Source organism: Mucilaginibacter sp. P4_G9 (genome assembly GCF_056400985.1).
Map to the genome: position 1 here is coordinate 1 of NZ_JBFUKF010000142.1, position 12,788 is coordinate 12,788.

Below are 12,788 nucleotides of genomic sequence, written 5' to 3' on the forward strand. Positions count from 1 at the left end.
TTTTTGATCGGGCTGGTCATAGCCACGGTTTTGTTCATCACTATTGCTTGCCAGGTAGTTTGCTTTATAGCCCTGGGCAAAGCTGATACTGGCTGTTTTACCGAACCTTGATTTTATACCTGCCAACGCGGTAACCTCATATTTAGCTTTTACACCGGCACCATAACCGCCTAAAGCAAATGTGCGGGTGGCATTATCGCCGATGACGGCGATGCTTTTAATGTTAGCTGCTTTTAAAGGCAGCAAATGGTTGTCGTTTTTTAGCAAAACGATAGATTCTGAGGCAATATCATAGGCGGCTTTGGTATGCGCCGGTGTAGCGATAGATCCTGCAGGATGATTAGTACTCATAGAGGTATGGTACATCACCCACAAAATCCTGCGCACTTTATCGTCAATTGTTTTTACCGGAACCTGGCCTGATTTTATAGCCGCAAGCAATGGTTGGGCAAAATACCATTGATCATACGGTCCGCTTGAGCCCATTTCAATGTCCAGCCCGTTGTTGGCTGCTGCAACGGTATGGTGCGTCCCGGACCAATCTGACATGACCACTCCTTTAAAGCCCCATTCTTTTTTTAGTACTTTATTTAATAAAAAGTCATTCTCGGAACACCAATAGCCATTCAGCTTATTGTAAGCCGACATAATGGTGTAGGCATTCCCTTGCTGTACGGCTGCTTTAAATGCCGGGAAATAAATTTCGCGCAATGCCCTTTCATCAACAATGGTGTTTACGCTATCACGGTTAAGCTCCTGGTTATTGGCGGCAAAATGTTTTATACAGGCTGCTACATGCCGGCTTTGAATTCCTTTTACAGCCCCGACAGCCAGCAGGCTGTTTAAATAAGGGTCTTCCGAATAATATTCGTAGGTACGGCCGCAAAGGGGCATCCGGCAGATATTGAATGCCGGTGCAAGCATTATATGCTTTTTACGGGCATTGGCCTCTTCGCCTATAACTACTCCGTATTTATTTGCCATTACGGGGTTCCAGGTAGCCGCTATGGCCGAACCATTTGGTAAAAACGTGGCGGAATCGGTTGTCCAGTTAGCCGATGCCCAATCAAAGCGTTTTATTTCTTCGCGTACACCCAAGGGGCCATCATCGCAGGTTAGCTCCGGGATACCTAAACGGCTTACACCTGCTGAAGAAAATAAGGCGTTGCCATGAAGCATGTCTATTTTTTCTTCCAGCGTCATTTTGCTGACGATGCTGTTGATCTTTGCTTTAAGCGCAACCTCGCTTTTGTTTTGTGCTGAAACGCCGCCGACCACGAAAAATGCCATAAAACAGGCAAGGGTATATTTCATAAATTTTCTTTTCTTTTTGTAGATGCTATTTATCTGCGGCTGTAAGTTTCAACAGCAGATGGTTTAAGGCCAACTCAGGATTCCACATAACCTGTCGTTGAAACCTTATTTTGGAAGGTAACGCATCCCATAATGTTCTAAACATTTTTGAGTGAACTTCTTAATAAGTACCAAACCCTCGTCACACATTTTTTTCGACTCCGGCGTTAAGATGGGGTTACTGACGATGGTAACGTGCTCCTTAAGCAACATACCAATCGTATCAAAATTCTCTATCAAAGCTTTAACTTCACTTTCATCTAATTCCGGTGCTTTTGAAACAATTTGATTTTTCATGTTCTCTTTTTTTTACCTGGTATCATTTGTCGCGGATATCAAATTTGGGGGAGCATCCCATAATATTTTAAATCCCATAATGTTCTAAACATTTCTGAGTGAACTTTTTAATAAGAACCAATCCCTCGTTACACATTTTTTTCGATTTAGGCGTTAAGATAGGGTTGCTGAAAATAGTAAGGTGCTCCTTAAGCAATATCCCAATCATATCAAAATCCTCTATCAAAGCTTTAATTTCACTTTCATCTAATTCCGGTGCTTTTGAAATCATTTGATTTTCCATACTCTCTTTTTTTAACCAGGTATCATTTGCCGCGGCAATCGTCATGCGTTCAAATAGATTGCTGTTGATTTCCATCATGTTGAAAACAGAATCGTCAGAGTTAAAAAAATGCCGGGACCTCTCGGCAAAGGCCCCAGGCATCTACTTATATTCAACTAAAACTCTCTCTTATTTAATTTTCAACCTTCTGATCGGACTTAATAAAATTTCCATTCATCAAACAAAAAGCCCTCTCCTTTAAATACAAAATAGATATTCCCCACTCCTTTAGGTATGTTCAGTCCTATTTGTTTTGAGAGCGTAGTCCAGTCCTTCGCATCACATGTAAGGGAAACAAGAGCCGGGCCTTTAAGATTATTTACATAAACATCAATTCTACCTGTTCCTTTCACGCGGGCTTCGAATTTGGCAGGAACCTGTTTGCTAAAATCGGCTCCCCGCACCATGAGACATTGTTTATCTATCGTTCCTCTGGCAACCATATTACCCTCACTACCACCATCTTCAAACTGGATTTTCCCCGAAGTGCCCGCAGTGGTTTCTGCTTGCTGAAGAACGAACGGATTTAACAGGCTAATTTGTGACGGGCCTTTAAAAGTTGCGTTGACCATGGGGAAAGTCACATCATTCCCTTCATCCACCTGTATTGGTTCGATACCCACATTACGAAAACCACCCTGAGTGTCAAAATAATCCTGTAAATACATGGCATGGTAAGCAAGATAATATTTCGCCTTAAACTTGAACACGTGACTGTGATTGTTTGACAAAGGACCCACGTTATCACCCACGTTGTCGCCAGTATTTCTAAAGTAATTATCGCGATACTTCCAGCTATCCTTATCTAAGGGTGTTTTACTCGTCATGTAAGATATGTTGCATGCGGTTGGTTTAGCAATAGTGCTATAAGGCCATTCGGCGCGTGCATCCCAATTTGTACAATAGCTATAAACCCAGGTCCCATTGATAAAGTTAAGGTCGCTGGCCTCATTAAAATAAGGAGCGGGTATCTTAGAAATATTGCCTGCCAAACTGATCATATCTGCTCCTAATTTGACGATTCGGGCATTATCCGGCATATAAGGTGTTTTAGGCTTTCCGGCTCCAAAAACCAGCCAGCCTGTACCCTGGCCGTCAATCACAACTCCGGGATCGAATGGAACATCGACATCCACACCGGGAACAGAGTGGTCGACTATGCTCTTTCCTAATGGGTCTTTCCAGGGGCCAACGGGAGAGGTGGAAGTAAGCACGGCTGAGCCAAAAGCGTTATTGGAATAATACAAATAGAAATGCGTTTTACCATCTGCTTCCAGCCTGGATTCAATGGAAGGCGCCCAGGACGAAGCAGTCCATGGCGCCAGCTTTGCTGTATTTATAAGGCCATGATAAGTCCAGTTGACCATATCATCGGAAGACATCATGACCAGTGAACGGATATACTGGGCACTATTTTGCCCAGCCTTTCCTACCTTCTCAAACTGTTGATGATCATTCGTGGCATACACATAGACTCTTCCATTGTATTCTATAGCTGTTGGGTCGGCGGTAAACATAAAATCTAATAAAGGGTTCCCATTGTTGGTGAGAAGTTTCGGCGAAACTCTTGCCCATTTTGCTTCCAGGTCTTCATTAACCTCTATTTCTGGCTGTGTAACCTGAATTTGCTTGTCAGCACTATTCGGAGCTTTGATAGTCACTATCGCCCCGCGGGTAGCCCCTGAGTTGTTAGCGTTCGCGGTTAATTTAAGCGTAACATTTCCCGAGCCTCCCGATGACCGGCTTATCGTTAACCATGGAGCTGAGGTGTTGGCTGTCGCTGTCCAATTAACATTGCCGGTGATAGAAACATCGGCACTACTTCCTTCCGGCTCAAAAGCAACCTGCAGGGAAGAAACAGTGAGTTGAGGTTGAGATTGAGGCACAACCTGTTTCTTCTTACAGGAAAAAGCAAGCAATGTGAAAAAGAATTGTAAGGCTAAAAATATACCAAGACCCTTTTTCAAATTTATTATATTGTTCATTTTTGTTAGTTTAATTTATATTTTCATAATCAATACCAATCATATACGTCAAGCAAAAAATGGTACTGTCCAATCTGTTTACAGTACCGTTATTCCGGCAAACGCTTTAATTCAACATTAATTTTTACTTATATCCTTCCTTAAGGGCATCATACAGGGCTTGGTCCTTTACCACATTTTTAGCTCTGTCAAACATATTACCTACCTCCCACCAGAATGGCAGAAGACCATTCACTTTAGCCTGTTTGGTTACATAAGTTGCCCAGTAATCCACAGACTTGTTGTGCATAGCCATATCCTTAGGAACATTCTTGCCGGCAGTCCGCCTCATGGATGCATATTCACCCAGTATCACAGGGATACCTTTATCAACAAACTTCTCTTTCATCTTTTTGAATTCAGCGTTAATCGCATCCTCTTCTCCAGAGGTGGCGTTGCGCTCGGGCTCAATAGTAGAATGATTCCCGGCTCCCCAATAGTAAACCATTTTGCCCCAGCTTACATCTTCACCTAATATCGTGAATGTAGCAGGCGTGTAGTCATGCACCTCTACCATCATCTTGTTAGGAATTTCGTCTGTTGGAAGCGTATTCATTAAATCATTAGTTTTGCTGGGATCAGTGTGGGGCCCCTGCACAACCAGCACCCGGTAACTGTTCCTGCCTCCGGTAGAGCGAACTGCATTGATAAATGTCTGGTGGTAACCATTGAGTATGGTCATCTGCTCGGCATTATCAGCCTTAGGTTCATTCGCGCTGGCAAACAAAAGATGTTCATCAAAATCGCGCAAGGTTGTAGCAATCTGCTCCCAAAGCGCTTTTTGCTTCGCATTAACAGAATCTTTCTTTACCGCATTTAAATTATCTTCCAGCCAGCCCCAATCCCCGTGAATATTCAGCATCACGTACATATCATTAGCCACACACCATCCAACTACTTCTTTCACCCGGGCAAGCCACGCCGGGTCAATTTTCGCTTTTGCCTTATCGCTTGAATGATACGTAAGCCAGCCACAAGGAATCCGTATAGAATTGAAACCTAAACTTTTTACATATTTCACATACGCTTCGGTAAGCTTACTATTCTGCCAGTCGCCTTCGCCTGGGGATTCCATGGTATTGCCAAAATTTATTCCCATTCCCGTACGCATTTTTGCAGCCAGCTGCACGGCAGTACTGGTCATTCCAGTCATGTCTGGCGCTTTGGGCGATGTATTATAACCCGGGTATATGGTGGGGGCCTGGGTAACCGTCACTCTTCTTGCCTGGCCGTTGGATGAACTTATGTTTAAAATTGCAGACTGGCTTGCCCCGGTGCCATTTGGCGATGTCACTGTTACATGAATAACCGTACTGCCGCTTTTACCGGATGTAGCACTTAGTTGCAGCCATGAAAAAGCAGGGTTGCTTATGCTCCAGTCGGCATTGCCGGTAATGGTAATGTCCTGACTTCCACCATCAGGCGCAAACATCATGGTCGACATGCTAACTGTGAGTTCTGGTGCCGGACTTTTCGCATTTTTGCATGCTAAAAGGGCGATAATCGCAATTAGAAATACTACTGATTTTAAAAAATACATTTTTTTCATTTTTGTCTTAATTTTTATTGAAAAAGAGCCCTCTCAACAATACTGTTCAGAGGATTTTTTCTTCAGCCACAATAGGCGTATTAACGGAACGGTTTATACTAACTAAATCTGCCTATCTAAAGCCCTGCACCTTTTTTCAGCGAATCAAATATTTGCTTACTTCCTACAGTATAAGTTGCCCGGTCAAATACGCTGCTGGCCATAAAAACGGCAGCACATTATTTGCTTTGCCTTTTGTTAAATAATTTAAAAACGCCTCTAAGAATTTACCGGTAATAAAACGGATCGGCCGGATATCCTTTTAATTTAACAGATTGATGGTCAGTACTCTACTTTTCTTCCAGGTATATCAAAAATGGAAACACAAAATGGTTGATCAGAATTTACAGCTTCACCTTTAAATTCGTTAACAAATAGAATTTGGATAAACCTTAATTGAATTGTCAGGTGATTGGTTCGATTCAGTAGCCAGGCTTACTTCGTTCCAGTAATTACAAAATTGTCAAACATTACAGCATTAGCACTCACAGTATTAGGATTCATTCTGAGGCTTATTGTTTTATAATTTCCTGAAGGCAAAGCAACCGATTTTGGTTCTCTATTCCACCCTGCACCACTGGCAACTGTAGGTAGAGTTACCCAAGAAGCACCGCCATCAATACTTGCTTCAATTTTTGGTACTACAGCATCTGCCCCATCTTCAACAACAAATTCATAAGACAGGTTTAAATTTGTAAAACCAGCCACATTGATATTAGGTATGGTAACAGCAGCACCTTTGGATTCTATTTTCAATAGAAATCCGTTACCCCAACCTTGACGCAAATTTATATTGGCATTGCCAGCGGTTTTTAAATCTACTCCACCATTCCATGTTCCTGCCTTTGTAGGTGGTGCAAATGAATACATATAGGCATCACTAACGTAGGCTACATTTGATTCAAAATTTTCGGCATACACAGTTTGCTGTGCTTTGGCTAACATCCCTGTTGTAAGAGCCCAAAATAATAGTGCGATTTTTTTCATTTTACTTAGTTTTAAATATTAATTTATAGTTTAAAAATTGTTCATTATTTGTTTGAAAAAACCTGAAAAACTCATACTGCATAGCATTAAGGCTTCTGCCAGATCTTTGTGCTTTTAAGGCTAGGCTTACCTTACAGTAAGCTTGTTATTACCTGTCTATTCATGTTCCTTTTAGTGCTTATTGATGCATTATTTTCATACTTCTCCTTTCGGTTCACAGTACCGTTATCCCGGGAAAGCCTTAGTTCAATATTATTTTTACTTATATCCTGCAATAATGGCATTTACCATCCGCTGGTCACTAGCCACATTATTTTTTCTGTCAAAACCATTACCTACCTCCCACCAGAATGGTAAAAGACCATTCGCTCTCATAGTTTTGGTCGAAAAAGTTAGCCAGTAATCCACAGACCTGTTGTGCATCAGCGTATCCTTAGGAATACCATTGCCGGATGTGGGAGTCCGTCTAAAGGTTCCATATTCACCTACTATCACAGGGATACCTTGATCAACAAACTTTTTCATCTTTCCGAGTTCCTCAATGACCGCATCCTCTTCTCCAAAGGTGGCGTTGCGCTCCGGCTCGATAGTAGAATGATTCCCAGCCCCCCAGTAGTAAGCCGCTTTAACCCCGGCTAAATCTCCATCGTGTCCTAAATTAAATGTATAAGGCGAGTAGAAATGCACCTCAAGCATCATACGATTAGGTACCGGATCGTGAGGCATAGTAGTCATCAGCTTAGCAGTGTATTCACTGCTGGTACTTGGCCCTTGCACAACCAGTACCCGGTTACTGTTTCTGCCCCCCGTAGAGCGARCTGCCTTGATGAATGTTTCGTGATAACCATTAAGTATGGCCATAATCTTGGCATCCCAACACCAAGGTTCATTCGCGCTGGCAAATAGAACGTGCTCATCAAAATCACGCAGGTTTGTAGCTATCTGTTCCCAAAGTGCTTTTTGTTTAGCATTAACAGAATCTTTCTTAACTTCGGTAATATTATTTTCCAGCCAGCCATTGTCCCAGTGAATATTCACCATCACATACATATCATTAGCGACACACCATCCAACTACTTCTTTCACCCGGGCAAGCCATGCCGGGTCAATTTTCGCTTTTCCCCGATCGCTTAAATGACCCCAGTTCCAGGCACAAGGAAGTCGTATCGCTTTGAAACCTTTTGCTTTCAAAAATTTTATATACGATTCGGTAATTTTACTATTCACCCACTCAGCTTCGGTTGGGGGTTCCATGGTATTGCCAATATTTATTCCCATTCCCGTTTGCATTTTTGCCGCCAGTTGCACGGCATTACTGCTCATTCCGGTGATGTCGGGCGCTATGGGCGATGTATTATAACTGGGGTATATAGTGGCGGCCTGGATAACTGTCACCCTTCTTGCCTGGCCGTTGGAAGAGCTTATGTATAAAATGGCAGATCGGGTTGTCCCTGTAGTATTTTGAGATAATGTTGTTAAATGAATAACAGTGCTGCCGCTGCCACCTGATGTTGTGCTTAATTGCAACCACGCATAAGCAGGATTGCTGACACTCCAATCGGCATTACCTGAAACGGTTATGTCCTGGGCACCACCGTTCTCATCAGTCGTAAAAGTTATTGAGGATGCACTAACTGTTAGTTGCGGGTCCTGATTCTTCGATTTTTTACAGGAGAATAAAGATATAACTGTAATAAGAGATATCAATATTGCAAATGAGTACTTAATTTTCATTTTGTCTTTAATCTTAGTTAATTAAAAAGCCCCACGGCGATATACTGCCGTGGGGCTGTAGGCTATTTGATTTTCACACACCTAATATTGTCTATAGCGACATAAAAACCAGTTGCAATTGACGAATTACTGAAATTTTGAAGGTACATATCATAAGGACCCGCACCAGTAGGCCCTAATAGATCGCTTATTTGAGTAATTGATACACCATCCCCTAATTGGTCAACTTTTGATTTGAAGTTAGTTAAAGGAATAATTACGGTTTGCCAACCTTTCGTTTTAAAAGCAGCGGTCTTATTTGAACCAGGAATTTTCCATGGCTCATAACGCGCAACATAAGTGTCACCTGCAAATCGAGTTTTAATAAGAAGAGTACCTCCATTCCATGGTTTAGCCACACTTATGTCAAATTGAAAAGCCCAGCTTGAAGGAGGATCTGTAAGATTTGCCACAGGTACCCAGTGATTACCCGTATTAGAATTACCCAATGGGATATCCTGCTTAGCACCGGCAGCTAAAACAGGATTATCTTTGGGACAATCAATAACCATCATCTGACTATGATCTTTTCCCATCGGACCATTAAATTGGGGATATTCCCACTCCCCGGTTAAACGTTCAAATTGGGCCCAGCCAAAACCAAAATTATCACCCCACTCCATATCTCCTAACAGACCTACTTTATCGTTATTTTGAGTATTTACTTTATTAACAGTAGAAGCCGTTCCATAACTGGTAACAATGGTCACTGGTCCACTTGAGTAGCTGTTCTCATTTGGAGCTGAAAACTTAACATAAGCACCACGTGGACCTTCTGTGAAATTTGTAATAGTAGCACCGCCAAAAGAAATTGACTGGACAGTCTTAAGGTAAGCACCATAAACATAAACCGAATCACCAAGTTTGGGATTAACGTAGGAAATGCCGTAAATGATCGGCTTCGCATTTATGGTATCCACGGCAATACCAGATTTAGTAGTTACTGTTATTAGCTTGTTGGATGTTGTTGCTGGCATCAAAAAGCCAAGGGAGTCCCCATGAAGGCTCGAGGTAAATTTGGGGATATCGGTGCCCCCATATACCAGGTGTTGAACCAATACTAAATTTGCACCAAAAAGATAAACCGAATCGCCCGGGTTGGCAAATACATCTGAAATGGCCCAAATTTTAGGCGCAGGCGGGCCTAATTTAAAAGAAAATGTTGTAGTACCTGCTGCTGTGGTATACTGTATAGTATAAAGTTTAGCTGTATCAACTTTTGAAAACTGAATATTAGGTATTTGCACCACTGCGCTGTTCGGCGCAAATAAAGTAGGGTTAAAACTTGCAGGAACTCCATCAAATGTAATTTCAGTTGCCTTTTGCAAATTCGCCCCGATTATAACCACATATCGTCCTGTTCCTCCAGACCAGCTGGGATCAGTTGCGGGGTTACCGGTACTCATAAGCGTATCCTTAGGAGATGCATTATACATCCTTACACTTGTAATGGAAGGCGGGGCACTGTTTGTTGTTACTTCCTTTTTACAAGCGGGCAGTAAGGCCACTATTGCTAATAGCAGCGGCAAAAAAAACAGGCGGATATTTAAAATCTTTTTCATAATAATATATTTTAACTATGTTAAATTAATAATATGGTACAGGTGGTTGAGCCAACTTAGGATCAGCTGTCATCTCCGATGCCGGAATTGGCAACGTAAACGAACTGATGGTTGCCGGCAACGCAGGCGCTACAAAGGTTGTATCCCTTTTGGCTGTCTTCGTTGCCTTGTCATATGTAAACGTCCCCCGTTTTTGGTTGTTAAGATTATTAACGGCTCCTTGCGGATTGTAATAAGAATACCGCACCAGGTCTATCCAATATTGTCCTTCAAAAACAAGTTCAACCCGTCGCTCTTTCAATATAGTGTTAAAGTCCAGCGATGTAACAGGGTCTACACCTGCTCTTGTTCTAACAGCATTAAAGTACGTCAGCGCTTCGCCGTTTGAGGTTGAGGCATCGTTTCCTAAAATAGCTTCGGCATAGACCAAATACACATCAGCTAACCTTAAAACAGAATTATGCTCCGGAGACGACCAAAAATCCATGGTCGGCGCGTTGTTATCTTTCTCGTTGCCAATAATGTGTTTTTTCATAGCCACCATGGTAGCGGTAAAGCCGCCGCCTGCCGCATTCAGCTCGGGATAATGTACACCGGTGAGAAACATACTCGCTTTAAGCCTTATCGAATCCTTTTCAGAATAAAGCTGATACAGCTCGTAATTGGGTGATAAAGGTATCCATGCTCCATTCTTTCCGGGGTTTATATCATTACTTGGCGAATAGTATTGCCATGAATTACCATTTGCGTAACCCGTACCGGCCTGCCATTGAAGTGCGAATAATGATTCGGGGCTGTCATTAAATTGCGGTTTGAAAAGATTGTAATAGTTGGAAAACAGCGTCAATCCGCTGTTTTTGCACACATTACCCGCATATTTTTTAGCGCTATCAAGCAAAGCCTGGTCGCGGCTGCCACTTTTGCCTACGCCCGCCATCGTCAAATATACCTTGCCCAACATTCCCTGTGCCGACCAGGTTGTAACACGCCCTGTTTGATCGGTTTTTGGGAGATTTTGCGCTGCATAAGTAAGATCGTTGGCAACAAATTTATACACGTCCGAAACGATATTGCGGTTAAGTAAGGGATCTGACAACAGTTTAGCGTTGTCTTCTATAATTGGTACTGCACCCCAATAAACAGCCAAATGATAGTAGGCTATGGCGCGAATAAACCTGGCTTCGGCTATGGCAGCATTCTTGTCAGCTGTAGAAACAGAGGGATCGGCTTTTTTTATAGCACTGATAACTGTATTACATTGAGCAATAACATTGTACAAGCCTGCCCACCCGCTTGATATAATGCCGTTTTGGGGGGTAATAGTACGGGTATAAAGCTGAACGATATCGCCATTCCATGGGAATGTAGCGTTACCGCTTAATATATCGCCCACTGTCAACATGGCTTGGTTATGAAAAAAGAACCAATGCGAACCGCCATATAAGCTTGCCGTAGCCAGTCGCAGGTCGGAGGTGCTTTTGTAAAAATTATTAGAGCTGATCTGTGAGTTTGACGGGCGATCTAAAAAGCTCTTTTTGCACGCGGTAAATGCTACCGCTAATAGCGCGAAAACTAATATTTTATTAATTGGTTTCATAATATCTTTTTTGTTGGTGATTGCCTTATTTGCTAAAAGTTATGTTAGCGCCAATAGTAAATACCCTTGGCTGCGGATAATAACCGTTATCCCAACCCGCCTGAAGCGGATTCCATGACCCGATTTCAGGATCCATCCCGGAATATTTTGTTATGAGAAAAGCGTTGGTTACCGTACCGTATATCCGGAAATTGCTTACATGTATTTTTGACAAAACGCTTTCGGGCAAGCGGTAACCCAGCGTGATGTTCTTACACCGCAGGAATGAACCGTTTTCGATAAACAAACTATTAGAACGGTTATTGTCGTTGGTATTGTCGTTTCTTAAACCTACAACGGTTGTACGGGGGTTGGTAACATGCACGTTGTCGATATCAGATGCAGAACCGGCCGGATCGATCAGTTCTACCTTTGCGTAATCTAATACCTTTTTAAAATAAGCGGTATTATATTGCGAATTGGTTTGTCTTATTGACTGTTCATTAAATACTTTGTTGCCATAACTGCCACTCAGGAAGAAATTAAGGTCGAAATTTTTGTAGGTGAATGAGTTGTTGATACCAAACTGGAACTTAGGAATAGGAGAGCCTAAAAAGGTCTGGTCTTTCGTGTCAATAATGCCGTCGCCGTTTAAGTCTTTAAACATACGGTCGCCGTACCAGATACCACCGCCTGAAGGCGAGATTGGATAAGTATTACCGGCCTGGTCAGCTGGCAAGGCATGTGTTTTAAAATCATTAGCCGTTGCGAAAACGCCGTCAAACACATAGCCATAAAACTCGCCTATAGACCTGCCTACTACAGTTTTTTCAACCACCTGGTTAATTGTGTATGATGTTTGGGCTAAGCTGGCGTCGGCGCCACCAGGGCCCAGGTTCAGCACTGTATTAACATTTCGTGATACAGTAACATCGGTTTTCCACGTAAAATTTTTCGAACTAATGTTGGTACCGCTAACCCTGAAATCAAACCCCCTGTTACGCACCTTACCAATATTGATATATGGTGCCTGCATAGATCCCGGTGACCATCCGGCTGTAGTACCGCTATATAAAGGCAGCGGAATTTTTAACAATAGTCCCCTTGTTTCGCGATCATAAACATCCAATGAAAAACTTAACCGCCCGTTAAAAAACGCTCCGTCAAGCCCTGCATTGTAATAGTCTGTTTTTTCCCATGTTACGTCTTCGTTTGCCAAATTGTTTTGCCACTGCGCTATACCCGATAAACCATTAGCTATTGTTTGAAGCTGGGTTACAAAGGTATTGCCCGGTATGCCCTGGTT

Annotated in this window: 10 protein-coding genes; all 10 read right to left on the reverse strand. The window is 42.5% G+C overall.

Features of this window, described 5'->3' with window-relative positions; translation table 11 throughout:
- A partial coding sequence (locus tag AC1DPZ_RS13575; RefSeq protein WP_477404177.1) for a glycoside hydrolase family 3 protein occupies positions 1-1,314 on the reverse strand: 1,314 nt, incomplete at its 3' end.
- 105 nt (positions 1,315-1,419) lie between these two features.
- Positions 1,420-1,650, reverse strand: a complete 231-nt coding sequence (locus AC1DPZ_RS13580; protein ID WP_477404179.1) for a hypothetical protein — start codon at positions 1,648-1,650, stop codon at positions 1,420-1,422.
- A 67-nt stretch (positions 1,651-1,717) separates the two neighbouring features.
- Complete coding sequence (locus AC1DPZ_RS13585; RefSeq protein WP_477404181.1) at positions 1,718-2,011, reverse strand: hypothetical protein; 294 nt, start codon at positions 2,009-2,011, stop codon at positions 1,718-1,720.
- Between the two features lie 119 nt (positions 2,012-2,130).
- The gene (locus AC1DPZ_RS13590) at positions 2,131-3,957 is read right to left on the reverse strand and encodes a family 43 glycosylhydrolase (protein WP_477404183.1); all 1,827 of its coding nucleotides are present in this window, start codon (positions 3,955-3,957) and stop codon (positions 2,131-2,133) included.
- A 124-nt stretch (positions 3,958-4,081) separates the two neighbouring features.
- Positions 4,082-5,431 carry a cellulase family glycosylhydrolase gene (locus AC1DPZ_RS13595; RefSeq protein ID WP_477404185.1) on the reverse strand — a complete coding sequence of 450 codons (1,350 nt, stop codon included), beginning with the start codon at positions 5,429-5,431 and terminating at the stop codon, positions 4,082-4,084.
- 588 nt (positions 5,432-6,019) lie between these two features.
- On the reverse strand, positions 6,020-6,571 hold the full coding sequence (locus AC1DPZ_RS13600; protein WP_477404187.1) for a hypothetical protein: 552 nt from the start codon (positions 6,569-6,571) through the stop codon (positions 6,020-6,022).
- 258 nt (positions 6,572-6,829) lie between these two features.
- Positions 6,830-8,278: a cellulase family glycosylhydrolase gene (locus AC1DPZ_RS13605; protein ID WP_477404189.1), complete on the reverse strand. Its 1,449-nt coding sequence runs from the start codon at positions 8,276-8,278 to the stop codon at positions 6,830-6,832.
- An 89-nt stretch (positions 8,279-8,367) separates the two neighbouring features.
- Positions 8,368-9,906: a glycan-binding surface protein gene (locus tag AC1DPZ_RS13610; protein ID WP_477404191.1), complete on the reverse strand. Its 1,539-nt coding sequence runs from the start codon at positions 9,904-9,906 to the stop codon at positions 8,368-8,370.
- A gap of 25 nt (positions 9,907-9,931) precedes the next feature.
- A complete protein-coding gene (locus AC1DPZ_RS13615; RefSeq protein ID WP_477404193.1) occupies positions 9,932-11,503 on the reverse strand; it encodes a RagB/SusD family nutrient uptake outer membrane protein in 1,572 nt (523 codons plus the stop codon).
- A gap of 25 nt (positions 11,504-11,528) precedes the next feature.
- Positions 11,529-12,788, reverse strand: a 1,260-nt coding sequence (locus tag AC1DPZ_RS13620; protein WP_477404195.1) for a SusC/RagA family TonB-linked outer membrane protein, incomplete at its 5' end; no start/stop codon positions are given.

What these genes read in the sequence shown, in the direction of transcription:
- AC1DPZ_RS13615 (WP_477404193.1), bottom strand. Translation starts at nt 11,503, where the DNA reads ATGAAACCAATTAATAAAATATTAGTTTTCGCGCTATTAGCGGTAGCA.
- AC1DPZ_RS13595 (WP_477404185.1), bottom strand. Translation starts at nt 5,431, where the DNA reads ATGATGTTTGCGCCTGATGGTGGAAGTCAGGACATTACCATTACCGGC.
- AC1DPZ_RS13600 (WP_477404187.1), bottom strand. Translation starts at nt 6,571, where the DNA reads ATGAAAAAAATCGCACTATTATTTTGGGCTCTTACAACAGGGATGTTA.
- AC1DPZ_RS13610 (WP_477404191.1), bottom strand. Translation starts at nt 9,906, where the DNA reads ATGAAAAAGATTTTAAATATCCGCCTGTTTTTTTTGCCGCTGCTATTA.
- AC1DPZ_RS13580 (WP_477404179.1), bottom strand. Translation starts at nt 1,650, where the DNA reads ATGAAAAATCAAATTGTTTCAAAAGCACCGGAATTAGATGAAAGTGAA.
- AC1DPZ_RS13585 (WP_477404181.1), bottom strand. Translation starts at nt 2,011, where the DNA reads ATGATGGAAATCAACAGCAATCTATTTGAACGCATGACGATTGCCGCG.
- AC1DPZ_RS13590 (WP_477404183.1), bottom strand. Translation starts at nt 3,957, where the DNA reads ATGAACAATATAATAAATTTGAAAAAGGGTCTTGGTATATTTTTAGCC.